Source organism: Brevundimonas nasdae (genome assembly GCF_019395145.1).
Classification (GTDB): domain Bacteria; phylum Pseudomonadota; class Alphaproteobacteria; order Caulobacterales; family Caulobacteraceae; genus Brevundimonas; species Brevundimonas nasdae.
The window spans coordinates 2157727-2179959 of record NZ_CP080034.1 but is presented as its reverse complement, the minus strand read 5'-3'; the positions used below and the strand labels follow the sequence as shown (position 1 = coordinate 2179959).

24 protein-coding genes are annotated in these 22233 nt (G+C 67.2%); 12 read left to right on the top strand and 12 right to left on the bottom strand.

Annotation, left to right across the window (positions count from 1 at the left end; translation table 11 throughout):
• The first annotated feature begins 27 nt into the window (after nt 1–27).
• Nucleotides 28–1413: an OmpP1/FadL family transporter gene (locus tag KWG56_RS10685; RefSeq protein ID WP_219354745.1), complete on the top strand. Its 1386-nt coding sequence runs from the start codon at nt 28–30 to the stop codon at nt 1411–1413.
• A 179-nt stretch (nt 1414–1592) separates the two neighbouring features.
• On the opposite strand, the gene KWG56_RS10680 is transcribed toward KWG56_RS10685, so the two are convergent.
• Nucleotides 1593–3140 (bottom strand): DEAD/DEAH box helicase, encoded by a 1548-nt coding sequence (locus KWG56_RS10680; protein WP_219354744.1) that lies wholly within the window; start codon nt 3138–3140, stop codon nt 1593–1595.
• A 331-nt stretch (nt 3141–3471) separates the two neighbouring features.
• Between KWG56_RS10680 and KWG56_RS10675 the strand changes: the two genes are divergently transcribed.
• A complete protein-coding gene (locus KWG56_RS10675; protein ID WP_219354743.1) occupies nt 3472–3948 on the top strand; it encodes a hypothetical protein in 477 nt (158 codons plus the stop codon).
• A gap of 20 nt (nt 3949–3968) precedes the next feature.
• Here KWG56_RS10675 and KWG56_RS10670 read toward each other — a convergent pair whose 3' ends face one another.
• Nucleotides 3969–4712, bottom strand: coding sequence for a MauE/DoxX family redox-associated membrane protein (locus tag KWG56_RS10670; protein ID WP_219354742.1), 744 nt, complete (start codon nt 4710–4712; stop codon nt 3969–3971).
• 74 nt (nt 4713–4786) lie between these two features.
• On the opposite strand from KWG56_RS10670, the gene KWG56_RS10665 reads away from it, so the two are divergent.
• Nucleotides 4787–5170, top strand: coding sequence for a MerR family transcriptional regulator (locus KWG56_RS10665; protein WP_244999471.1), 384 nt, complete (start codon nt 4787–4789; stop codon nt 5168–5170).
• A gap of 186 nt (nt 5171–5356) precedes the next feature.
• Here KWG56_RS10665 and KWG56_RS10660 read toward each other — a convergent pair whose 3' ends face one another.
• Nucleotides 5357–6109: an SDR family oxidoreductase gene (locus KWG56_RS10660; RefSeq protein WP_219354740.1), complete on the bottom strand. Its 753-nt coding sequence runs from the start codon at nt 6107–6109 to the stop codon at nt 5357–5359.
• Between the two features lie 116 nt (nt 6110–6225).
• On the opposite strand from KWG56_RS10660, the gene KWG56_RS10655 reads away from it, so the two are divergent.
• The 4 genes from KWG56_RS10655 (at nt 6226) to KWG56_RS10640 (ending at nt 8873) form a co-directional block, all read left to right on the top strand.
• Nucleotides 6226–6630, top strand: coding sequence for a winged helix-turn-helix transcriptional regulator (locus KWG56_RS10655; protein WP_219354739.1), 405 nt, complete (start codon nt 6226–6228; stop codon nt 6628–6630).
• Between the two features lie 80 nt (nt 6631–6710).
• Nucleotides 6711–7256 carry a GbsR/MarR family transcriptional regulator gene (locus KWG56_RS10650; RefSeq protein ID WP_201100647.1) on the top strand — a complete coding sequence of 182 codons (546 nt, stop codon included), beginning with the start codon at nt 6711–6713 and terminating at the stop codon, nt 7254–7256.
• Nucleotides 7257–7318: 62 nt separating this feature from the next.
• Entirely contained in the window at nt 7319–8317 is a 999-nt protein-coding gene (locus KWG56_RS10645) for an SRPBCC family protein (RefSeq protein ID WP_219354738.1), read from the top strand.
• Between the two features lie 109 nt (nt 8318–8426).
• On the top strand, nt 8427–8873 hold the full coding sequence (locus KWG56_RS10640) for a DUF4189 domain-containing protein (protein WP_219354737.1): 447 nt from the start codon (nt 8427–8429) through the stop codon (nt 8871–8873).
• A 12-nt stretch (nt 8874–8885) separates the two neighbouring features.
• Here the strand turns inward: KWG56_RS10640 and KWG56_RS10635 are convergent, their stop codons facing one another.
• Nucleotides 8886–9215: a DUF1491 family protein gene (locus KWG56_RS10635; RefSeq protein WP_201100650.1), complete on the bottom strand. Its 330-nt coding sequence runs from the start codon at nt 9213–9215 to the stop codon at nt 8886–8888.
• Between the two features lie 55 nt (nt 9216–9270).
• On the opposite strand from KWG56_RS10635, the gene KWG56_RS10630 reads away from it, so the two are divergent.
• A complete protein-coding gene (locus KWG56_RS10630; protein WP_219354736.1) occupies nt 9271–10131 on the top strand; it encodes a hypothetical protein in 861 nt (286 codons plus the stop codon).
• 217 nt (nt 10132–10348) lie between these two features.
• On the opposite strand, the gene KWG56_RS10625 is transcribed toward KWG56_RS10630, so the two are convergent.
• Nucleotides 10349–12058 (bottom strand): sensor histidine kinase, encoded by a 1710-nt coding sequence (locus KWG56_RS10625; protein ID WP_244999470.1) that lies wholly within the window; start codon nt 12056–12058, stop codon nt 10349–10351.
• A 256-nt stretch (nt 12059–12314) separates the two neighbouring features.
• Between KWG56_RS10625 and KWG56_RS10620 the strand changes: the two genes are divergently transcribed.
• Nucleotides 12315–12767 carry a SufE family protein gene (locus tag KWG56_RS10620; protein ID WP_219354735.1) on the top strand — a complete coding sequence of 151 codons (453 nt, stop codon included), beginning with the start codon at nt 12315–12317 and terminating at the stop codon, nt 12765–12767.
• On the opposite strand, the gene KWG56_RS10615 is transcribed toward KWG56_RS10620, so the two are convergent.
• Nucleotides 12768–13481 carry a DUF6456 domain-containing protein gene (locus KWG56_RS10615; RefSeq protein ID WP_219354734.1) on the bottom strand — a complete coding sequence of 238 codons (714 nt, stop codon included), beginning with the start codon at nt 13479–13481 and terminating at the stop codon, nt 12768–12770.
• A complete protein-coding gene (locus KWG56_RS10610; RefSeq protein ID WP_244999469.1) occupies nt 13478–13837 on the bottom strand; it encodes a helix-turn-helix domain-containing protein in 360 nt (119 codons plus the stop codon). Before KWG56_RS10610 ends, KWG56_RS10615 begins: the two co-directional genes overlap by 4 nt.
• Nucleotides 13838–14182: 345 nt before the next feature.
• Here KWG56_RS10610 and ctrA point away from each other — a divergent pair, with 345 nt between their 5' ends.
• Entirely contained in the window at nt 14183–14884 is a 702-nt protein-coding gene (gene ctrA, locus KWG56_RS10605; protein WP_201096711.1) for a response regulator transcription factor CtrA, read from the top strand.
• A gap of 72 nt (nt 14885–14956) precedes the next feature.
• On the opposite strand, the gene KWG56_RS10600 is transcribed toward ctrA, so the two are convergent.
• Nucleotides 14957–16273, bottom strand: coding sequence for an ATP-binding protein (locus KWG56_RS10600; RefSeq protein WP_219354732.1), 1317 nt, complete (start codon nt 16271–16273; stop codon nt 14957–14959).
• On the bottom strand, nt 16261–16977 hold the full coding sequence (locus tag KWG56_RS10595) for a response regulator (protein WP_219354731.1): 717 nt from the start codon (nt 16975–16977) through the stop codon (nt 16261–16263). Before KWG56_RS10595 ends, KWG56_RS10600 begins: the two co-directional genes overlap by 13 nt.
• 194 nt (nt 16978–17171) lie before the next feature.
• Between KWG56_RS10595 and KWG56_RS10590 the strand changes: the two genes are divergently transcribed.
• A complete protein-coding gene (locus tag KWG56_RS10590) occupies nt 17172–17405 on the top strand; it encodes a hypothetical protein (protein WP_219354730.1) in 234 nt (77 codons plus the stop codon).
• A gap of 66 nt (nt 17406–17471) precedes the next feature.
• On the opposite strand, the gene KWG56_RS10585 is transcribed toward KWG56_RS10590, so the two are convergent.
• The 3 genes from KWG56_RS10585 to fliI all read right to left on the bottom strand — a co-directional run bounded on the left by KWG56_RS10585 (nt 17472) and on the right by fliI (nt 20445).
• Nucleotides 17472–18536: an endo-1,4-beta-xylanase gene (locus tag KWG56_RS10585; protein WP_219354729.1), complete on the bottom strand. Its 1065-nt coding sequence runs from the start codon at nt 18534–18536 to the stop codon at nt 17472–17474.
• A 147-nt stretch (nt 18537–18683) separates the two neighbouring features.
• Nucleotides 18684–19094, bottom strand: coding sequence for a flagellar FliJ family protein (locus KWG56_RS10580; RefSeq protein ID WP_201096718.1), 411 nt, complete (start codon nt 19092–19094; stop codon nt 18684–18686).
• A gap of 7 nt (nt 19095–19101) precedes the next feature.
• Nucleotides 19102–20445: a flagellar protein export ATPase FliI gene (fliI, locus tag KWG56_RS10575; RefSeq protein WP_219354728.1), complete on the bottom strand. Its 1344-nt coding sequence runs from the start codon at nt 20443–20445 to the stop codon at nt 19102–19104.
• Between the two features lie 209 nt (nt 20446–20654).
• On the opposite strand from fliI, the gene KWG56_RS10570 reads away from it, so the two are divergent.
• Nucleotides 20655–22151: a PAS domain-containing methyl-accepting chemotaxis protein gene (locus tag KWG56_RS10570; protein WP_219354727.1), complete on the top strand. Its 1497-nt coding sequence runs from the start codon at nt 20655–20657 to the stop codon at nt 22149–22151.
• The last annotated feature ends 82 nt before the right edge of the window (nt 22152–22233 follow it).

Below are 22233 nucleotides of genomic sequence, written 5' to 3'. Positions count from 1 at the left end.
GCGGGCGACGCTTATTAGGTGTATGAAATGAACCCCAGGAACATCGCCCGTGTTGGCGGACTGGCCCTGACGACCGCCCTGCTGGTCGGCGTCTCTGCTCCGGCCATGGCTGGCTCCTTCTATCTTCAAGAACAATCGACCCGCGGCGCAGGACGCGCCTATTCCGGCGAAGGCGCCGACACCGGCGTTCAGTCGTTGTGGTGGAACCCCGCCGCCATCGCCCGCAGCGGCCGTCAGGCCTATGTCGGCGTCCACGGCCTGATCCTGGACTCCAGCGTCGACGACCGCGGATCGACCATCAACTACAACCTGCCTGCGCCCGCGCCCTTCCCGGCCGGCACCATCCTGACGGGTTCGACCCCGGTCGGCGGCAACCCGCACGTCCATGACGTGGTTGAAAGCGGCCTGGTGCCGAACTTCGCCATCGCCCAGCCGATCGGCGACCGCTTCACCGTCGGCCTGGCCGTTCAGGCGCCCTACAACTTCACCACCAAGTACGAAGCCAACGACTTTGCCCGCTACGACGCCATGACGTCCGAACTGCGCTCGGCCAACATCGGCCTGGTGCTGGCCGCCAAGGTCACGGACTGGCTGGACGTCGGCGCCGGTTTCGACGCTCAGTATGTGAAGGCCAAGCTGACCTCGGCCATGCCGAACCTGCCGACGGTGACGGGCGTGGCTGGCGCGCCGACGGCGACGGGCGTGCCTGTATTCCTGCTGCCGGCGGCGACGGACGGCTTCAACTCGCTGGAAGGCGACGGCTGGGATTACGGCTGGAACGTCGGCGCCCAGGCGCACTTCAGCAAGCTGGACCTGGGTCTGTCGTACCGCTCCAAGATCGAGCATGACCTGGACGGCGACATCAACATCTCGGGTCTGACGGGCGCGCTGGCTGTGGCCAATGTCGCCGCCAACGGCAACGCCAACTTCAACACCCCGTGGTTCGCCACCCTGTCGGGCCGCTATCACGTCAATGACAAGCTGACCCTGAACGCCCAGGTCAACCGCATCGGCTGGAGCGAGTTCGACGCCATCCGCGTGCACTATAACACCACCGACACCGCAATCGTTCAGAACTACAAGGACGTGACCACGGGCGCGATCGGCTTCGACTACGCCGTGGATCCGACCATGACGGTGCGCGGCGGCATCGGCTATGACCCGACCCCGACCCGCGACGGCCAGCGCACCGCCCGCATCCCGGACGGCGACCGCATGCTGTATTCGGCGGGCCTCTCCAAGACCCTGGGTTCGGTGACCTTCGACGGCGCGGTGACCTATATCGACATCGACAAGAGCAAGGTCGTCGAGACGCGCGACGTCTATGGCAATGGTGTGGCCATCTCCAACATCCTGGCCGAGTCGAGCGGCTCGGGCGTCGGCTTCTCGGTGGGCGCGACCTGGAACTTCTAAGGTCCGCAGCCATCGGCTGACATGAGAACGGCGGCGCCTTCGCAGGCGCCGCCGTTTTTTATTCCTCCCCCGCAGCGGGGAGGAACCTAGAGCCGTCATTCCGGGGCTGAGCGTAGCGAAGAACCCGGAATGACGAGCTAGAAGGCTCCGTTCCGCTACGCTTCACGGGCAGGATCGTTTCAGCCCTTGGCGGCGCCGTAGCCCTTGCCGCCGTTCGACGGGCGGCGACGGGGGCGGCGCTTCAGTTCGCCCTCGGCACGCGGCTCGCTCTTGCGGGGATCCGACTGGCGGGGTTCGCGCGGCGTGGTCTTTTCACCAGCCATCGGGTTGTAGGTCTTCTCAGGCCTCGCCGCCGCCGCTTCGCCACCGCGATCGCCGCGACGCTTGCGGTGAGGCTGGCCGCCGCCTTCCGGACGCACGCCGTCGCGATGCGGGTTGCGACGGCCGCGGCCCCCGCGGCCGCCCTCGTTGCGTTCGCCGCCTTCACGTTCCGGCAGGGTCGCCTTCTTGGCCACGCCCGCCGACATGATGGAGGCGTCCAGAGCCGCCAGCTGCTTGTCGTTGCGGCGATCCGCAGCCGGGATCTTCTGACGCGTGACCTTTTCGATGTCGCGCAGCAGCTTCATTTCGTCGCCAGCCACGAAGCTGACGGCGGTGCCGTCCTTGCCTGCGCGGGCCGTACGGCCGATGCGGTGGACATAGCTCTCCGGCACGTGCGGCAGTTCGAAGTTCACGACGTGCGAGACGCCGTCCACGTCGATGCCGCGCGCGGCGATGTCGGTGGCGACCAAGACGCGCAGCTTGCCCTTCTTGAAGGCTTCCAGCGTGCGTTCACGCTGGGGCTGGGACTTGTTGCCGTGGATCGCGCCGGCTTCGACGCCGCCGGTCTCCAGATAGGCCGCAACCTTGTCGGCGCCGTGCTTGGTCTTGGTGAAGACCAGGCAGCGTTTGTATTCCGGGTCGCTGAACATCTCGGTCAGCAGGGCGCGCTTCTTGCCCTGTTCGATATAGACGACCGACTGGCTGATGCGCTGGACGGTGGTGGATTGCGGGGTGACCTGAACCTTGACCGGGTCTTTCAGCAGTTCACCCGCCAGCTTGCCGATCTCGGACGGCATGGTCGCCGAGAAGAACAGGTTCTGACGGCGCGCAGGCATGCGGCTGACGATCTGGCGGATCGGCTTGATGAAGCCCAGGTCCAGCATCTGGTCGGCTTCGTCCAGCACGAAGATTTCGGTCGAGGACAGGTCCAGCGTCTTCTGCTGGATATGGTCCAGCAGACGGCCCGGCGCGGCGACCAGGATGTCCAGGCCCTGTTGCAGGGCGCGTTCCTGGGCGCCGTACTTCACGCCGCCGAAGATGACCGCGACCCGGAAGCCCAGGTGGGCGCCGTAGGCCTTGAAGCTGTCGCCGATCTGGGTGGCCAGTTCGCGCGTCGGGCTCAGGATCAGGGCGCGCGTGGTGCGAGGCACGGGCGGGGTGCGGTTCTCGGCCAGGCGATGCAGGATCGGCAGGGCGAAGGCGGCGGTCTTGCCGGTGCCGGTCTGGGCGATGCCCAGCAGGTCCTTGCCCAGCATGACGTCAGGGATGGCCTTTTCCTGGATCGGCGTGGGCTTGGTGTAGCCGGTCGCGGTCAGGGCCTGAAGAAGGGCCTTGTTCAGGCCCATGGATTCGAATGTGATGCTCACAGCAGTGTCTTTCGCGTGCGGCAGGGCGCTTTCAGCCATGGCATGACGCCTAAGGGCCGCGCACCGCCAGTCCCGACGGGGCCTCGGGGGTGAGGCCTGCGGGGTGGATCGGGCGCCGCCCCGCGTGTCCGGGCAGCGAATGAACTTGAGGAACCGGCGACTTCTACAGACAGGCCCGGGGAGGGACCCACACGCGCTGGAGACGCCGGAGATCGCGATTGTGCGATGCGGCGCAAATGGAGGCAAAGGCGCGTGAAGTCAAGAACAACGCCTGTCCCGGCGTCTCGGGCTGTGACCCACCGTCGCAAATATGGAACATCCGGCGAGGGCGGACGCTTATTTTTCCTGCAACGGAAAACGGAGAAAACGCATGGCCATCAGCCACGAAGAGCGCGCTCTGGACACGGGCGAGCGTGAACTGGTCGCTCAGAGCCGTGACCTCGGCGCTCTCAATCAGGCCCAGCTGACCGATCTGCAGAAGCGGCTGCGCGCCCGGCGCGACCGGGTCCAGCGCATGATCCGCACGCGGACCCGCAACACCGAAGCCCCCGGCCCAGACACGGGCGCGCGCCAGAAGAAGGCCCTGCTGGCCGAGGCCGTGAAGCGGGTGACGGACGAGGTTCACGCCCGCCGCGACGCCGCCAGGAAATCTCCGGCGGAAAAGGCGACCCGGAACCTGGCCGCGGCCGTGCAGCACAAGTCCGAGAACCCGGGCTGGCGCGGACCGGAGGACCTGACGGCCAACACCGGCCCGGCCGAGACGCCCAACACCAAGATCGCACCGTCCGGCGCCCTGCACGCCGAGGGGATGCGGGCCGTCATCGCGCGCTCGACCGGCGACCGGTAAACGGTCGCGAGTGGATGGCCTCAGCCCCAGGCCATCCACCCCATCCATACGGCCATCGCCACCATCATCACGTTCTCGGTCAGGGACAGGAAGCCCAGCGGAACATTGCTGTCGCCGCCGACGCAGGCGCATTTCAGCTCTCGCTTCTGGATATAGACGGCCTTGAACACCGACCAGGCGCCGATGGAGCCTGCGACAACGGCCGCTGGCACCGACAGCCAGTTCAGCACGCCTGCGATCATCAGCACGCCCGCGCCCAGCTCGATGAACGGATAGATGTAGGCATAGGGCAGCCAGCGCTTGGCCAGCACGTCATAGCCCAGGAACATGGTGGCGAAACCGTCCAGATCGCGCAGCTTCAGCATGGCCAACGCCGCCATCGAAAAGGCGATGAACCATTCCGGCGTGCGCATGGTCAGCAGGGTTCCTCCCGCATAGCTGGCGGCGACGGCCATCAGGGCGGTGACCGCGAACACGACCAGAACGGGGGTGTAGGTCTTCTTGTCCTTGTCCTTGACCGGCTTGCCCAGGAACCGGCGCAGGTCGTCGTATCCCCCGACCCGCTGGCCGTCGATGAAGGTCTGGGGCGTGGTCTTGACGTCGTGCTGGGCCTTGAAGGCGTCGACCTGTTCGCGCGTGGTCAGCCAGCGGTCCTCGACCTTGTAGCCTTCGCTTTTCAGCAGATAGAGGGCGCGCAGACCCCACGGGCACACGTGTTTATCCATCACCATGCGGTGCAGGACGGCGGTCTTTTGAGCGGACATCAGGGCTTCCTTCGACTTTGCGTTTCCAGCGTCGAACCCCATGTGGGGTGCGGACCATGGTACGGAGTCAAGGCATGACCACGACGATTGCAGGATTGGCCCGCGCGGGCGGCGTCGGCGTCGAGACGGTGCGCTATTATCAGCGGCGCGATCTGATGCCCAAACCGGACGGCGACGGCGGGGTGCGTCGCTATGGAGAGCCGGAGGTCCGCCGCCTGCGCTTCATCCGCGCGGCCCAGGGCGCGGGCTTCACCCTGGAGCAGATCGGCGAGCTTCTGGCCCTGGATGCGGGCCACGACCATGACCGGGCGCGCGCCCTGGCCCAGGCGCGGATCGCCGACCTGGACGTCAAGATCGCCGAGCTTCAGGCCGCCCGCGCCTCGCTGACGACCCTGGCCGAACGCTGCGGTCAGAACCACGCCGGACCCTGCCCGATCCTGACCGCGTTTGAGACCTAGTGCGGTCGATTTTACATTCAGCCGACTTATCGGGCCGTCATTCCGGGGCTGAGCGTAGCGAAGAACCCGGAACCCAGGGGCGTGATTGCGCCATTGGACGTTGGCGCTGGATGCGCGCCTCCTGGGTTCCGGGTTCGCCTTTCAGGCGCCCCGGAATGACGGCTCTTAGTAGAGTGTCGGCGGACGCTAGTGCGCGCCGTTCAGGCGTTCGAACACCGCCTGATAGTCGTTCCGCTCCGCGAACCGCAGCGGCTTGACCCGTTCGACCAGGATTTCGCCGCGCGGGGTGTCGCCGCGTTCGATCAGGCTGACGACCTCCGCCGTATAGTCGGCCAGCGGCATGGAGTTCGGGTTCTCGGCATGGCCGGGCATCAGGTCGGTGGCGACGGCGGGCGGGGCCAGCTCCAGCACCTCGACCGACGTATCGGCCAACTGGTGACGCAGCGACTGGCTCCAGGAATGGATGGCCGCCTTGGTCGCATTATAGGTCGGCGTCGCCGCCAGGGGGATGAAGGCCAGGCCCGAGGACACGGTCACCACGGTCGACGCCTTCTGCGCGCGCAGATGCGGCAGCAGGGCGGTGGTCAGGCGGATCGGGCCCAGCAGGTTGGTGGCGACCGTCGTCTCGACCGTGTCCAGATCGAACGGCTCGGCCTTCAGGTCCTCGGCCAGCATGACGCCGGCATTATTGACGACCACGTTCAGGGCCGGGTGATCCCTGACGACCTGGGCGGCGAAGGCGCGGATGGCGGCCGGGTCGGCGATGTCCAGCGTGGCCCAGGCCATGCCGGGGTTGGCGGCTGCGGCCTCGATCAGCGGGGCCTCGCGACGGCCGGTGATGATGACCTGATTGCCCCGCGCGTGCAGGGCCTCCGCCAGGGCGCGGCCGATGCCGGTGCCGCCGCCGGTGATCAGGATGGTGTTGCCGGTGATGTTCATGGTCAGGCTCCTGTTCTGACGCGTGCAATCGCGTTGAAACCCAGTTATGACGGACACTCTCTTATGGAAAGTAGGCACTGAAACCCGCCATACTTACCGCACGGAAAGATTAAGCCATGACGGGACTTCCCGCCGCAAAAATCACACATCCTGACACCGGACAGACCGCCGATCCGCGCGTCGAGGCCCTGGTCACCGAGGTGATCGGACGGGTTGCGGACAAATGGACCATGCTGATCCTTGAGGTTCTGGCCGAACACGGCGAGACCCGCTTCACCCAACTGGGGCGGCTGGTCGAGGGCGTCAGCCAGAAGATGCTGACCCAGACCCTGCGTCAGATGGAGCGCGACGGCCTGGTCGTCCGCACCGTCCACCCCGTCATCCCGCCCAAGGTCGAATACCGCCTGACCGACCTGGGCGTCACCCTGGCCGAAGCCTTCTGCGGCGTCTGGCTCTGGGCCGAAAAGAACATCGACCGCATTGAAGCGGCGCGGGCCGCGTTTGATGGTCGAAAGGGGTGAGGTCGCGCCTGACGCCTTCTATTGACTTATGACGATGTTCGTCGTTTATTTCTGTCATGACAGAAATAAACGACAGGTCGATGCCTCTCGCCGTGGAGCAGATCGTGCTTCGCTGGGGCGACCTGGGCGGGCAATGGGGGGTGAACCGGTCGGTGGCCCAGATCCAGGCCCTGCTTTATCTCAGTGAGAAGCCGCTGACGGCTGAAGACATCGCCGCGACCCTGGGTCTGGCGCGCTCTAACGTCTCCAACAGCCTCAAGGAACTGCAGACCTGGAAGCTGATCCACCGGGTTCCGGTGCTGGGCGATCGCCGCGATCATTATCAGGCGGAAACCGATCTCTGGCAGATGGCGACCAAGGTCGCCCAGGGACGTAAGGCGCGCGAGATTGATCCCATGGTCGCCGCCATCAATGATGCGGTCGTCGGGGTCAACGAGAACGATTCTGACATCAGCCCAGAGGTCAAGGCGCGGCTGAAGCGGATGCAGGCTTTCGTTACGACGGTCGACGACTGGTACCAACAGATGCTGGACGTTCCGCCTGAAACACTGATGCGGCTTATCCGCATGGGCTCTAAGGTCGCCAGCCTTCTGAAGTTTGTCGGCGTCAAGGACCGCAGCGGCTGATTAAAAATTTGGCGACTGATTTCTCTTTTTACAGAAATAACTGACGAATAGGTGAGGGTGTCATGACTGAACAGGAGGCAGTGGCCGTCAGGGGCCGTCGGCGTCTGCGTCACAGGCTTGTTTCGGCGTTCGGCCTGGCGCTGGTCATCGCGCTCACCGCCTTCATGTTGTTTTCGGCCTCGCGCGCAGGAACGATCTGGTTTGCCAGTCTGTGGTTTCTGGCCCTGCTGCCCGCCATGCTCTGTGCGCTGATCTGCTACATCGGCGACCCGGACCGGAACCGAACCTCCGGCTTCTATTGGTTGGTCCCCCTGATCCTCTGCGCCATTGTCTGCCTGGCCTCGGTCTTTATTCTGCATGAAGGCGTGATCTGCCTGATCATGGTGGCGCCGATCTGGCTGGTCAGCGGCTGGGTGGGGGCGTTTCTGATGCGGTCGCAGCGCAATCGTCGTGGCCGCGTTCTCGAGTCCAGTTTTCTGATCATACCCTTGGTTGCGGGCGTCGTGGAGGCGCAGATTCCCACGTCGCATGAGACGGTCACGCTCAGCCGCAGCGTGGTGGTGAAGGCGGCCCCTGAAGAGATTTGGCCCTATGCCGTCTCCAGCCGCGACATCGGTGCCGATGAGGGGCGCTGGACCGTGACGCACAACATCATCGGCATGCCTCGTCCCAGAGAATCCTCTGTTTCCGGTGTCGGCGTGGGCGCGGTGCGGACGGCCTATTGGGGCGACCACGTCAATTTTGAAGAACGGATCGTGACCTGGGAGCCGGGTCGCAAGCTGGGTTGGGCGTTCAGCTTCACCAACAGTTCGGTCCAGGACTATACGGACAAGCATATCTCGCCGGATGGCGAGTTCCTGAAGATCGATTCAGGTGACTATATCCTGCGTCCGATTTCATCCGACATGACCGAGGTGACTCTGACGACCCGCTACGTCGCCAAGACTCACGTCAATCCTTACGCCAAGCTGTGGGGTGAGCTGATGATGGGCGACATTCAGGACAATGTGCTGACGATCATCAAAGACCGGGCCGAGCGCGACGCCGCCGTAACTGGATAGCGGTAGGCGATTGACTGTCTCGATAGATGCCGTTTCCTTCTGGAAGGATGGAATGAGAATGAGAAGGCGGCGTCAGTCGTCGCCAGAGAGCCTGATGAGGAGCGTAAACATGAAGATCGCTTTGACGGCGGCCTTGTCACTGACGGCGCTGGTTTTCTGCGCGGCGCCGGCGGGCGCTCAGCAGCCGGGGACTGCGGCCTACAACAGCGTCTTTCTTCCCGCGCACGGCGTCGGCGACACCAGAAGCAGCGGAAGCGGCGGGCGTTGGGGCGCGGTGGCGGCGTCGGGCGTCGTGTCGGGCGCATGGGTGAACGCATCCGATCAGCAGGAGGCTGAAAACGCCGCCTTGCAGCAGTGCAGGGAGAACGGCGGCGATGACTGCGCCCTGGTCACCTCATACTCAAACCCTTGCGTGGCCGTGGCCAGCATTAATTCCGGCGAGAGCTACCCGTGGGCCGCAGCCGCCACCATGAGCGAGGTTCGATCCATGGTGCGAAGCCGCTGCGCCCGCAGCGGCGCCAGCTGCGAAATCATCTATCAGTATTGCCGGCGGTAGGCGGGGCGGCGGCTATCCCGCCACCTTCTCCGTGATGAAATGGCGACCCTGGCGGTCTTCGATTTCAACCACCCACAGGTCGGGGTCGTAGCCGCGCTGGCGGGTGATGTAGGCGTCCAGTTCGCTTTCGCTTTCGCTGGTCACCGGCTGGATCCACAGGCGGTCGCCGTCCTGACCAAAGGCTTCGGTGTACAGTTTCGCCGTGCGGGTTGAGGTGTCGTAGGCCTTGACGATGACCGATCCGGCGCGGTCGTCGCCCTTTTTGACCACGGTGGCGTAGGCGCCTTCGAGCTGGGCGCGGCGGATCAGGGCGCTGACCCACAGGTCGCTGGAAAGAAGCAATTTGCTAACCCTGCTCGAACACGGAACCCAAACGAGGAGCCGCTAGGGTGGAGGCATGAGGATAGGCTTTTCCACCCGGCGAACCCAAGCCCTGATCTGCGCCGTGCTGGCGACGGCGGCGCCTGTCAGCGCCGCAGCGGGGGTTTTCGACCCCTATTATGAGCGCAGCTTCATCCTGGCCGCCAATGAGCGCTGCAGCCTGTTTCAGCCCCAGCTCACCGCCGCCCTGAACGCCGCCGCCTGGCAGGCGCGGGGTGCGGCCCTGCGCGCCGGGGCCAATGACCGCGAGGTCGCCGAGACGGCGGCGCGGGCGCGGGCGCGGGCGGCCTCGACCGCCTGTGAATCCGACGATCTGAAGACGGTCAGCGGCCGGGTCGAGAACGCTTTTGCGGGCCTGTCGCGCACGGCCCGCATGACCTTTCCCGGGGACCGCGCCAGCTGGAGCGCCGACCGCTCCGCCTATGCCCGCCCGACGTGGCGGCTGATGCAGGCGACGACGACCGGGGCCTCGCCCGTGCGGTTCGGGGTCGTCGGCGGGCTGGACCGGCCCGATCAGCTGATGTCGGTGGTGTCGTGGCAGGGGCGGTCGCGTCCCACCGGCGTGCGGGTCGTCATGCGCGACCAGATGGTGACGGATCGCCCGTGGCTGGCGCGGGAACTGCCGCCGCAGGCCCAGCGCCGCGTCTTCTGGGCGTCGGGCGTTTCGGCGGCGGACGCCAGCCTGCTGGCCGAGAACCGCAAAACGGGTCAGGCCTGGGTCTTCCCGGCGACGGCGGCGGACGCCCTGTCGCATCTGGACCCGCGCGAGGTCTTCGTCGTCGAGTTCGTGTTCCGTGACGGCAGCATCGCCACCTCGACTTTTGAGGCCGGCGACTTCGGCGCCGGTCGCGCCTTCTTGGCGATGGGCCGGATTTAGGCTCAATCGATATTCAGTTCCAAATCACCCTTCCGGGGCGTCCGTAGGACGAACCCGGACCCAAAGGGCGGCGCGTAGCAGCCAACCCAGGGGAGGCGCTACGCCACTGAACACGTCAAGCAACGGCACCGCAGTCCTGGGTTCCGGGTTCTTCGCTTCGCTTCGCCCCGGAAAGACGATCTAAGATTTTGGCCGACTAAATCTCGATGGGCCGGGTTTAGGCCTCGACCGGCGCGGGCTTGGCGACGGGCGCGGTCGGCTCGACGCGCGAGGCGAAGGCGACGACCGGCAGGCGCACCATGATCACCGTGCCTTCGCCCAGCGTGCTGTCGATGGTCATGCGGCCGCCGTGCAGCTCTGTCAGCGACCGCACCAGCGACAGGCCCAGACCGGTGCCCTGCGACCGTTGATCCGAACCGCCCGCCTGTTCGAACGGGCGGCCCAGGCGTTTCAGGTCCTCGGGCGCGATGCCCACGCCGGTGTCGGCGACGGCCAGCTCCATATAGGGGCCGATGGCGTCCAGGGTGACGGTGACCGATCCGCCCTTGGGCGTGAACTTCACGGCGTTGGACAACAGGTTCAGGGTGATCTGCTTCAGGGCGCGCGGATCGGCGGTGACGGCCAGAGGCTGGGGCGGCAGCACCCCGGCCAGATGGATGTCGCGGTCGTCGGCCTGCAGCCGCACCAGGGCGATGGCGGCGGATATGGCGTCGCGCGCGTCGAACGTCTCGACCGCCAGTTCATAGCGTTCGGCCTCGATCTTTGACAGGTCCAGCACGTCGTTGATCAGGGCCAGCAGATGGCCGCCCGCCTCGTGGATGGAGTCGGCATAGCCCGCGTAACGGTCGGGCAGGGCGCCGAACAGGCGCTGGCGCATGATGTCGGCGAAGCCAATCACCGCGTTCAGGGGCGTGCGCAGCTCATGGCTCATGTTCGCCAGGAAACGGGTCTTGCCCGCGCTCTGGGCCTCGGCCTCAAGGCGGGCGTTCTCCAGCCGCAGTTCCCGCGCGAACTGGGCGGTGCCGTCAAGGGCCTGGGCGATGAGGCGGGGGGCGTCGCCTGCGATGTCGAAGCGACGCAGGATCAGGGTGATGCGGCGGTCCAGCGCGGCGCGCGGGCTGAACTGAACCTCGACCGTCTGGCCCGTCTCGGCGCGGGACAGGGCGGCGACGACGGCGGCCTGATCGGGTGCGTTGACGATGGCGGACAGGCCGTGGGTCCGAACCTCGGCCAGGGGCAGGGCGGGCGATCCGGCGCCCCATGAGGCCTCCAGCCGACCTTGCGCCGACAACAGCATGACCAGACCGGGCTGGGCGTTCAGCAGGTTTTCGACGTGCGACAGACCGTTCTCGGCCCGTTGCAGACGGCGGCGGCGCTCGCCCCAGGTCAGGCGCATGGCCGTCACCGTGGCGATCAGGGCCAGGAAGCCGGAGGCGGCGGCCAGAACGGGCTGAGGCGCGCCGACCCCGTTCAGCCACACCGCGATCAGGCCCGCCGCCAGCGCCAGCCCCACGGCCAAGGCGCCCACGCGGGTCAGCCGGTCGTCGCCCGCGCCGGAATGCTCCAGCGCGATCCCCGCCGCCAAGGGCATGACCAGCAGGCCCGGCAGCGGCCCGGCCAGGCCCCCCGTCAGGCCCGCCGCCGCCAGGGACGCCAGGAGCCAGGCGCCGATCAGCAGGAACCGCAGGCCTGCGCCGTCCTGCGCCATCAGCACGATCCCCGCCACGCCGGGCAGGGCCATGACCAGCAGGGCCGACAGGGCCGGTTCGTGGATCGCGCCCATGATCTGGGCCGCAAGCGCCGTCAGGGCGACCGACACGGCCCAGCCCGCATGCCACAGGGCGACCAGCGACGGTCCGCGCGCCGCGTCGGCGTCTGGCCGGGCGCGGGGGGCGTTCCTCTGCTGGTGCTGGCGGGGTTTGGTCAAGGGTTCAGGCCATATGTCTTGCAGCGTCAGATTAGGCCTGCGTCTGAGTCGGTGCGAGGCCGCTCCCCCCTGAGGCGACTCCGACGGCGGCGTTTACCAAGCTTTTCAGGGGACAATACGGGCGCATATCGTTAACGCCGCCCCTGATCTGTCCCTGATCAGCCCGTACTCTCAATGAAACGCCGGTTGGTTTCAGGTCTCGTTTGATGTGGGCAAGCAGTTTGCACGGCGACGATCAGGGACTATGTGGCGGCCCATGACTGACGCCCGCACCCCGCCGACCGAATCTCTGGACGAAACCTTTGGCGAACTGGTCGAGGATTTCGACCTGCTGGGCGACTGGGAGCAGCGGATCGAATATGTCATCGAACTGGGCAAGGGGCTGGCGCCTCTGGCTGACGCCGACCGGATCGAGGCCAACAAGGTGCCGGGCTGTGCGGCCCAGGTCTGGCTGGCGACCGATGCGGGCGAAGGCCGTCTGTGGTTCGCCGCCGATAGCGACAGCGCCCTGTCCAAGGGCAATATCGCATTGCTGCTGAAACTCTATTCGGGCCGCACCCCAGCCGAAATCCTGGCCTTTGACGCCAAGGCGGCGCTGGAGCGGCTGGGTCTTCCCTCCGCCCTGACCCGCCAGCGCGCCAACGGTCTGAACAGCATGGTCGGGCGGATCAGAGAGGCGGCCCAGGCCGCGAACGTGGCGGCGCGATAGTCACCCGATGCAGTAGTGGGCGGCTAAGGCCTGCAGCGCCTGTTTCAGCAGGGTCTTGCCGTGGCGACGGCGCAGGCCAAGGCCGCTCTCCGCCAGTTTCAGGCTGTCGCCCTGCAGACAGATGCGGTTCAGGATGGCGCGGTGCTCGGCGCCGACGGCGCTCAGCGCCTGTTCCACGCGGCGGGCAGCGGTCAGGGCGTGATCGCCGGGTTCGACCCGCGCGGCTGATCCGCCGCCGGAACGGGGCAGGGCGTCCCATCTCATGGTCAGGGACGGACCGGCCTGGGCCTGTTCGGCGTCCAGACGCAGGCGCTCGCCCGCCGCGGCCTGGGCCGGGCTCAGCCACGGCTGGCCGGCGGCGTCCGTCCTGCGCGCCAGCCAGGCGATGGGGCTTTCGCCCAGATTGGCGGCCAGGCGGACCATGCGCCCGTCGTCCGTGGTCACCAGGCGTTCACCGTCGATGACGCCGGGACGACCGGGGACGAGGCTGGTGTTGCGAGACGGAACCGGCCGCGCGGTCCAGCCGCCCTCCAGCCGCGTGCGCAGGCCGGGGCGGTCGATCAGGCTGCGGAAATCACCCTCGTCCAGCATCAGGGCGACGCGGCTGCGGCGGTCCGGTCCGATCCGCAGGGCGTATCCCTCGCCCTGCGCCGCCAGCCAGGCGGCGGGGTGGCGGGTCATCAGGTCACGGGCGCGTTCGGCGGCGCGGCTCATCGCGGCAGCTCCTGGCGCGGGGCCTCGACGACCGAATGGAGGCAGGCCTCCAACTGGGTCAGCAACTGGTCCACCGGCTGGGCGTCGCGCGCCTCCTCGACCCAGCGGCAGGCGGTGGAGGCGGTCGAACGGTTCAGGCCGAACACATGGGCCACCCGCTCCAGCGGCCAGCCGAACGAGATGTGCGCCAGATACATGGCCAGCCAGCGCGCCCGCGACACGCCTGTGTCGGCCCGGCCCCGCGCGGTCATCTGTTCCGGCTGGACCCCCGTGCGCGCCGCGACCATGTGAATGGCCAGTCCGGCCCGCAGACGATCTTCCGCCGTCACGGGCACCCGATATTCGCTCGCGTTCAAATCCGCTACTCCCCAACAGGTTCGGAGGCGGGTCTTCTGGCGCCGCCCCATTTCATGATGGGAATATAATCCTAATTAACGTCAGGAACGGACGTGATGCCTTAACCGCGCACAGGTTGTGTGTGGGGAGGCCTGCGGCGGGGTCAGGCGGATGCCGCGCATTATGGTTAATAAATTTCGAATCATTGACCTGTAGGCCTCGACCCCGATTCCCAAATCAGCCTACGATTCGATTCATGGTGAGGAATTAACCTTTCTTAAGGTTTTCGACCCTTAACCTACGAACAAGGTTACCCGGCAGTGTGCGTGGGTGGTTACCGCAAAGCTTTTGCCTGGAGGGCATGAATGCGCGTCCTGCTGATCGAAGACGACCACGCCACCGCCCAGAGCATCGAACTGATGCTGAAGTCGGAAGGCTTCAACGTCTACACCACCGATCTAGGTGAAGAAGGCATCGATCTGGGCAAGATCTATGACTATGACCTCATTCTGCTTGACCTGAACCTGCCGGACATGAGCGGCCTTGAGGTTCTGCGCCAGCTGCGCGTCGGCAAGATCAATACGCCGGTCATGATCCTCTCGGGCAGCCACGAGATCGAAACCAAGGTCAAGACCTTCGGCGGCGGCGCCGACGACTATCTGACCAAGCCTTTCCACAAGGATGAGCTGATCGCGCGCACCCACGCCGTGGTCCGTCGCTCCAAGGGCCACGCCCAGGCGATCATCCACACCGGCGAGATCGCGGTTAACCTGGACGCCAAGACGGTCGAGGTTAACGGTCACCGCGTGCATCTGACGGGCAAGGAATACCAGATGCTGGAGCTGCTCTCGCTCCGCAAGGGCACCACCCTGACCAAGGAAATGTTCCTGAACCACCTGTACGGCGGCATGGACGAGCCCGAGCTGAAGATCATCGACGTCTTCATCTGCAAGTTGCGCAAGAAGCTGGCCACCGCCGCCGACGGCAAACACTATATCGAAACCGTCTGGGGCCGCGGCTATGTGCTGCGCGATCCGGCCGAAGGCGCGATCACCGTCGCCGCCTGATCGGTTTCCGATCCGAGACTTTCGAAACGCCCGCCGGAAACGGCGGGCGTTTTGCGTTGTGTCATTAATGGCTCAGTGCGCGTGAAAGGCCAGCGTGGCCAGCAGACCGCCATCTTCGGCATTGGTCAGGGTCAGGCGCGCGCCGGATCGTTCGGCCATGCGGCGCGCGATGGTCAGGCCCAGGCCCGAACCGCCGCTGTCGCGTGATCGCGACGGGTCCAGCCGGTAGAAGGGCTCGAACAGGCGGGCGATCTGATCGTCGGGAACGCCGGGGCCATGGTCGCGCACGGTCAGGCGGATCTCCGATCCCTGACGCATGGCGGACACCTGGGCGTCGCCGCCGTGGCGCACGGCGTTGTCCACCAGGTTGGTCAGGCAGCGGCGCAGGGCCTGGGGACGGGTGCGGATCACTGCGCCGCAGCCTTGTGTGAAGACGACGGGCTGGCCCGCATCGGCGGCGTCTTCGCACAGGGCCGAGAGCAGGGCGTCCAGATCGACGGAAACCACATCTTCCGCCGTGGTCTCGATGCGGGCCAGATCCAGTCCCTCGCGCACCAGATGCTGCATGGCGGCCAGATCATTGACCAGTTGGGCGCGCAGGGCTTCGTCCTCGACCTTTTCGATGCGCAGCCGCATCCGCGTCAGGGGCGTCTGCAGATCGTGGGCCACGGCGGCCAGGACGCGGGTGCGGTCCTCGATCAAGGCCTTCAGCCGGGTCTGCATGGCGTTCAGGGCTTCGGCGGCCTGTCGCACCTCGCGCGCGCCTTCCGCGACCAGGGGCGGGCGGTCCAGGTCGTGGCTCAGGGCCACGGCGCCCTCAGACAGACGGTTCAGCGGTCCCGCCGCCAGACGCGACGCCATCCAGCCGGTCAGCAGCACCCCCGCCAGCCCCACGGCCAGCAGGGCGGCGGCTTCGCGGTTCAGGGTCCAGGGACGCGGGGCGGGCGGCAGGCTGATAGCCACCGGCTTGGCCGTTCCCCCGTGCGGGCGCAGCACCAGAATCCGGCAACGCAGATGATCGGTCACCCCGCCGCAGGCGATGGTCGGGGCGTGATAGGCCTTGACCGTCACCCCCTCGACGCCGCGCCGCTTGAAGGCGGCGGCGACCGCCTGGGTCAGGGCCGGGTCGGGGCTGCCCAGCGTCTGGCCGGATGCGCTGGGCAGGCCGGTCATCAGGGCCGCGACCGGATCAGCGCCGGACCCGGCAAGATCGACGATGCGTTCGGCGGTGGTGAAGTCGTGCGACTGGGACAGGCGGCTGTGGTGGTTGAAGCCCAGGGCCGCGAAGGTGACCCCCGCCGCCAGCAGGGCGCCGATCAGCAGCAGCAGGAACAGCCGTGTCGTCTCTGTTCCCGACGCGGCGGTTTCGGTTCGCCTCAGGCGCGCCATGTGACGGGCCCCGCCAGCATATAGCCCAGGCTGCGCACCGTGCGGATCAGGGCGGGGTTCTTGGCGTCGTCGCCCAGCTTCTGACGCAGGCGGCTGACGCGCAGGTCGATGGCGCGGTCGTCGGCGTCGGCGACGGTGGACAGGGCGCGGATGCGTTCGCGCGACAGGGGCTTGCCGCCGTTGCGGATCAGGGCGTTCAGCAGGTCGAAATCGGCGCCCGACAGGGGCGCCAGCCGTCCGTCCGGTGCCGTCAGCGCTCGCGCGGCGATGTCCAGCGACCAGCCGGAAAAGTCGGCGTGCCGTCCCTCGACGGGATCGGAACCGCCGCTGGTGCGGCGCAGGACCGTGCGGATGCGCGCCACCAGTTCGCGCGGCTCGAACGGCTTGGCCATATAGTCGTCGGCCCCCATCTCCAGCCCCACAATCCGGTCGATCGGATCGCCCCGCGCCGTCAGGATGATGACGGGGGTGCGCGATGCGTCGCGGATGGACCGGCACAGGCTGAGCCCGTCCTGATCGGGCAGGTTCAGGTCCAGAACCACCAGATCGACCGGCCCCGCCTCCAGCGCCGCCTGCATGGACCGACCGTCCGCCGCCTTCACGGTGCGGAAGCCATGCTGCTCCAGGTGATCGGCCAGCAGGTTCCGAATGTCGCGGTCGTCGTCGACGATCAGCAGGACGGGTGCGGCGACAGGCTGGGGCATGGGCGTTCAGCGCAAGATGTGAAGCTTCGTCTGTCCCTCTGTCTCATGGCCAAAGCGCGGCGGATACAGTCGGACACAATTCTCCCGGCGCCCGACACCGTGCGACACCCACTGGCCGCGAACCCGCCGGATCGAGGCACGAGAAGGTGAGCGTCCGACACAAGGCCGGACGTTCTCATCGAGAGACAGCCATCATGAAGTCCTTCCGCACCGCCGCCGCCCTGTCCGCCGTCGCCCTTGTTGGCCTGACCAGCGGCGCGGCATTCGCCGGCACCACGCCTGCTCCGGCGACCACGCCTGCCCGTCCGTCGGCGACCGCTCCGGCTGCGCCCGCCGCGTCTGCCGCTGGCGCCCCGGCCCACCGCGCTCGTGGTCATCAAACCGCTCCGAGCACGGCTCCGGCTCAGACCCCGGCCCCCAAGAAATAAGACGAACCTCTCCCTCTCCGTTCGCCGAAACGCCCGTCAGCCGCAAGGCTGGCGGGCGTTGCCTATTCAGGAAGGGCGGAACGCATTCGCCAGGGCGGCGGCCATCGGATTGGGGCGGCCGAAACTGTCGAAGGGCAGGGGCTTGTCGCGGCCGTCGTCCTTGTCCCCCTGACGATACCAGCTGTCGGTGTCGCGCAGACCCCAGACGGTGAAGGCGTAACGCTGACGCGCGGGCAGGGCCATGAAGGCGTCGGCCAGTTCGGTGACGCGCGCGGTCTGGGCGGCGATGCGGTTGGCCTGACTGCGCGCATCCAGCCGCTTTTCGGTGCGCAGGCTGCAATCCAGCTCGGACACATGGATCGGCAGGCCGAACTGGGCGATCTGGCCGTAATAGCGGGCGATGGCGCCGTCGGGGATGTCGATCCACAGGTGGGACTGAAGGCCCAGCCCCTGCAGCGGGCACCCCGCCTTCAGCAGCCGCTCGACCAGACGTAGGAACTGCTCGCCCTTGGCCGGGACGCTTTCCTGATTGTATTCGTTCAGGAACAGGACCGCCTCGGGATCGGCGATCCGGGCTTTTTCGAAGGCGCGCAGGATATAGCCGTCATGGCCGTATCGGCGGCTCCAGTGGCAGTCGCGCAGGCCTGATCCGTCGTCCAGGATCGGCTCATTGACCACGTCCCAACTGCGCGCCTTGCCGCGATACCGCCCCGCCAGAGCGGCGATATAGCCATCGAAGGCGCGGTCGAAGGCGGCGTTGTCCAGTCCGGCGAAGGCCTGTTCCCCTTGCGCGTACCAGATCAGGGTGTGGCCATGCAGGCCCATGCCGTTGGCCTGGGCGAAGGCGGCGATGTGGTCGGAACGGTCGAAGTTGGGGCGGTCCAGGCCTTTGGCCAGGATGTACTCCATCTTCATCTCCCACTCCGGCGTCAGCTGGGCGACATTGGCGCGGGCCAGGGCGACCCATTCGGCGTCATCGAGCTGCATCGCCTTGACCGCCGTGCCGAACGGGCAGGGGGCGATGGATTTCAGCGGCGGGACGATGATGGGGGCGGGCTCAGCCGAGGCGAAGCGGTCGCAGGCGGCGAGGGCGACGGGTGCGGCGAGGACGGCGCGGCGTGAGAGCTTCATACGTCTCTCTCCCCGTTCCGGGTAGGGAGGGCAGGGCGATCTCCCGCAGACCTGTCTTGCCTTAAATCGGCGCGAGGGCGCATAGCCGCCCCCACCCGGTCGCTGCGCGACCACCCTCCCCCGCAGGGGGAGGGAGAATGTCGGTTGTCAGACCGCACGCTTCCGCAGGCCCATTTCGTCGAACGCCGCCGTCTCGCGCTTGGCGATCGCCATCAGCCGGTTCAGGCGGGCCGTCTCGGCGACGTGTTCGAACTTCTTCAGTTCCTCGAAGGCGCTGGTCAGGGCGTCGCGGGCGCCGGTTTCCTCGGCGTCCAGATTGGTCAGATCGCCTTCCGCCACGGCCTTTCGCGATTTCCAGCCATGCAGATAGGCGGCCAGCATCATGCCGGCGTCGGGGTCCAGGCGGGCGCGGTCGCGTTCGTTCTCGGCCTCGGCGTCCAGAACGGCGATGCGCATTTCCGCGGTGGCGCGGCGGGCGGCGATCTCGGCCAGACGCTTCTGCAGCGTCTCGACCTCATAGTTGGAGATGCGGATCAGGGATTGGGCCCAGGCGGTCATTGCATCGTCACTCGCGGATCATGCCTTGATTGAGGATGTCCTCCAGTCGGGTAAAGGAATCGGAAAGACGGGTCGCGTCCTCCTTGTCCTGACCCAGGAAGGCCTCCAGTGCGGGGTTCAGGGCGATGGCGCGGTCCACGATGGGATCGGCGCCGGTCCGGTAGGCGCCGATCTTGATCAGCTCTTCCATATTGGCGTAGGCGGCCAGGGTCTGGCGCGCGCGCTTGTTCAGTTCGCGCTCGGGCGGGGTCTGGCATCCAGGCATGGTGCGGCTGACGGATTTCAGCACGTCGATGGCGGGAAAGCGCCCGCGCTCGGCGATCTTGCGATCCATGACGATGTGCCCGTCCAGAATGCCTCGAACGGCGTCGGCGATCGGCTCGTCATGGTCGCCGCCGTCCACCAGAACGGTGAACAGGGCCGTGATCGGCGCCGCGGTCGTGCCGTCGGGCCGGACGGGACCGGGACCGGCGCGCTCCAGCAGCTTGGGCAGTTCGGTGAAGACGGTCGGCGTATAGCCCTTGGTCGTCGGGGGTTCGCCCGCCGCCAGACCAATCTCGCGCTGGGCCATGGCGAAGCGGGTGACGCTGTCCATCAGGCACAGCACCTCCAGATCCTGGTCGCGCAGGAACTCGGCGATGGCCATGGTCATGTATGCGGACTGGCGCCGCTTCAGCGCCGGTTCGTCGGAGGTGGCGACCACGACGACGGCGCGTTTCAAACCTTCTTCGCCCAGGGTTTCTTCGACGAACTCGCGCACTTCACGGCCGCGTTCGCCGATCAGACCCACGACGACGGCGTCGCAGGTCGCCTCCTTGGCCAGCATCGACAGCAGCACCGACTTGCCCACGCCCGAACCGGCGAAGATGCCCAGGCGCTGGCCCCGGCAGGTGGTGGTGAAGACGTCCATCGCCCGCACGCCCAGGTCCAGCCGTTCGCCGACGCGCCCGCGTGAATGGGCGGGCGGCGGCGGCGCGCGCAGGGGATAGGGCGCCGGGCCTTGCGGCAACGGACCCTTGCCGTCGATCGGGTGGCCGAAGGCGTCGATGATCCGGCCCAGCCAGGCCGTCGTCGGGCGCACGCTGGCGGCCTGGTCGATGATCCTGATGTCGGCGCCGGGGGCCACGCCCTCGACCGGGCCGAACGGCATCAGCAGGGCCTTGGAATCGCGGAAGCCCACGACCTCGGCAGGCAGGGGCTCCTGGCCGCGTCGCCCGATCTCGGCGCGTGCGCCAACCGCCAGCCGCGACAGGCCGCCGCGCGATTCGATCAGCAGGCCGGACACGCCCGCCACCTTGCCGGTGACGACCAGTGGGTCGATCGCTTCAACGGCGGCGACGAGATTGCGCAAAATGGACCCCAGAAACAGCCGTCAACAGATGCGCGATCATGGTTAACGAGGGGTGAAGCCGCGCCGCGTGCGGCGGTCGTCTTGTACATCTTAAGGTCGTGTGATACGCAAATCTACGTATCATTTGCAACCTGTGCGAGAAACGCTTTCGAAAGGGTTTGAGCGCATGTTCGACGCATAAAAGGGTGTCGGATCGGCAGGAGACCGGAATGTTTTCCAGGCGTCGCGTTCCAAGCGAAACAAGCGTTCGTCTGTCCGACCAGGACGCCAAGCTGGCGGCCATCGGCCGCTCCCAGGCGGTGATCGAGTTCAATCTGGACGGCACGATCATCGAGGCGAACGACAATTTCCTGAAGGCCATGGGCTATCAGCTGTCCGAGATCGTCGGCACGCATCACCGCCAGTTCATGGACCCCGTGGACGCCGCCTCGCCCGAATACGCCGCCTTCTGGCGCAACCTGAATGCCGGACAGTTCCTGGCGCAGAAGTTCCGCCGCCTGGCCAAGGGCGGTCGCGAGATCTGGCTTCAGGCCTCCTATAACCCGGTGTTCGGCCCTGACGGGCGTCCGGTGAAGGTCATCAAACTGGCCGTGGACATCACCGCCGAGGAACAGGCCGCCGCGCGCAGCGAGGCCCAGCGTGTCGAGGCCGAGGCGGCCCAGCACAAGCTGGTCGAAGCCCTGGGCGCCGCCCTGGCCAAGCTGTCGGCGGGCGATTTGACGGCGCGCGTGACGCCCGAGATGACCGGGGCTCATGCGCTGGTGAAGGACGACTACAACGGCGCGGTGGAAAGCCTGCGCCAGACGCTGGATCAGGTGCTGGCGGCGGTCGCGGCCCTGCGTGGCGGGGCGGAAGAGATTTCAGGCGCCGCCGACGACCTGTCGCGGCGCACCGAGCAGCAGGCGGCCTCACTCGAAGAGACGGCGGCGGCGCTGGACCAGATCACAGCCACCGTCAGCCGAAGCGCAGAAGGCGCCCGCCAGGCGTCCGCCGCGGCTGCCAGCGCGCGGACCGAGGCGGATCGGTCGGGCGAGGTGGTGCGTCAGGCGGTCGCCGCCATGGACGGCATCCGCAAGAGCTCCGGCCAGATCGGCGAGATCATCGGCGTGATCGACGAAATCGCCTTCCAGACCAATCTGCTGGCGCTGAACGCCGGGGTCGAGGCGGCGCGGGCCGGGGATGCGGGCCGCGGCTTCGCCGTCGTCGCCTCCGAGGTTCGGGCGCTGGCCCAACGCTCCGCCGATGCGGCCAAGGAGATCAAGGCCCTGATCAGCACCTCCACCGCCGATGTGGCGCAGGGCGTGAAACTTGTCGACGAGGCCGGATCGACCCTGGGCGCCATCGCCCAGAAGGTCGCGGAAATGGACGCTCTGGTCGGCGAGATCGCCTCGTCGGCTCAGGAACAAGCGACCGGACTGGGCCAGGTCAACACCGCCGTCAACCAGATGGATCAGGTCACGCAGCAGAACGCCGCCATGGTCGAGGAGACGACCGCCGCCGCCGCCAATCTGAAGACCGAGGCCGACCAGTTGGCGGCGCTGGTCGAGCGGTTCGACACCGGCTCACGCGGGGCGGCGGCCGCCCCGGTCCGCAGCGCGGCGGCTGCGGCGCCTGTTCCTCTGGCCCGTGAACGCGCCCGCATCCGCGCCTTCGCCGGCGGCGGCTCTGCTGCGGCCCTGGCCGCTGACGGGTGGGAGGAGTTCTGACCTGATCAATCCGCTCATCCGGGCGAAAGCCGGGATCCCGCTCCGTCGCCTCGGCGGATCGAAACCCACGGCGGCAGTCCCC

Excerpts from the sequence above, each read along its gene's own strand:
- ctrA (WP_201096711.1), top strand. The coding sequence starts at position 14,183 with ATGCGCGTCCTGCTGATCGAAGACGACCACGCCACCGCCCAGAGCATC.
- KWG56_RS10600 (WP_219354732.1), bottom strand. The coding sequence starts at position 16,273 with ATGGCGCGCCTGAGGCGAACCGAAACCGCCGCGTCGGGAACAGAGACG.
- KWG56_RS10685 (WP_219354745.1), top strand. The coding sequence starts at position 28 with ATGAACCCCAGGAACATCGCCCGTGTTGGCGGACTGGCCCTGACGACC.
- KWG56_RS10595 (WP_219354731.1), bottom strand. The coding sequence starts at position 16,977 with ATGCCCCAGCCTGTCGCCGCACCCGTCCTGCTGATCGTCGACGACGAC.
- KWG56_RS10640 (WP_219354737.1), top strand. The coding sequence starts at position 8,427 with ATGAAGATCGCTTTGACGGCGGCCTTGTCACTGACGGCGCTGGTTTTC.
- KWG56_RS10615 (WP_219354734.1), bottom strand. The coding sequence starts at position 13,481 with ATGAGCCGCGCCGCCGAACGCGCCCGTGACCTGATGACCCGCCACCCC.
- KWG56_RS10580 (WP_201096718.1), bottom strand. The coding sequence starts at position 19,094 with ATGACCGCCTGGGCCCAATCCCTGATCCGCATCTCCAACTATGAGGTC.
- KWG56_RS10680 (WP_219354744.1), bottom strand. The coding sequence starts at position 3,140 with ATGGCTGAAAGCGCCCTGCCGCACGCGAAAGACACTGCTGTGAGCATC.
- KWG56_RS10570 (WP_219354727.1), top strand. The coding sequence starts at position 20,655 with ATGTTTTCCAGGCGTCGCGTTCCAAGCGAAACAAGCGTTCGTCTGTCC.
- KWG56_RS10650 (WP_201100647.1), top strand. The coding sequence starts at position 6,711 with ATGCCTCTCGCCGTGGAGCAGATCGTGCTTCGCTGGGGCGACCTGGGC.
- KWG56_RS10660 (WP_219354740.1), bottom strand. The coding sequence starts at position 6,109 with ATGAACATCACCGGCAACACCATCCTGATCACCGGCGGCGGCACCGGC.
- KWG56_RS10655 (WP_219354739.1), top strand. The coding sequence starts at position 6,226 with ATGACGGGACTTCCCGCCGCAAAAATCACACATCCTGACACCGGACAG.
- KWG56_RS10665 (WP_244999471.1), top strand. The coding sequence starts at position 4,787 with ATGACCACGACGATTGCAGGATTGGCCCGCGCGGGCGGCGTCGGCGTC.
- KWG56_RS10590 (WP_219354730.1), top strand. The coding sequence starts at position 17,172 with ATGAAGTCCTTCCGCACCGCCGCCGCCCTGTCCGCCGTCGCCCTTGTT.
- KWG56_RS10645 (WP_219354738.1), top strand. The coding sequence starts at position 7,319 with ATGACTGAACAGGAGGCAGTGGCCGTCAGGGGCCGTCGGCGTCTGCGT.
- KWG56_RS10585 (WP_219354729.1), bottom strand. The coding sequence starts at position 18,536 with ATGAAGCTCTCACGCCGCGCCGTCCTCGCCGCACCCGTCGCCCTCGCC.
- KWG56_RS10670 (WP_219354742.1), bottom strand. The coding sequence starts at position 4,712 with ATGTCCGCTCAAAAGACCGCCGTCCTGCACCGCATGGTGATGGATAAA.
- KWG56_RS10630 (WP_219354736.1), top strand. The coding sequence starts at position 9,271 with ATGAGGATAGGCTTTTCCACCCGGCGAACCCAAGCCCTGATCTGCGCC.
- KWG56_RS10620 (WP_219354735.1), top strand. The coding sequence starts at position 12,315 with ATGACTGACGCCCGCACCCCGCCGACCGAATCTCTGGACGAAACCTTT.
- KWG56_RS10675 (WP_219354743.1), top strand. The coding sequence starts at position 3,472 with ATGGCCATCAGCCACGAAGAGCGCGCTCTGGACACGGGCGAGCGTGAA.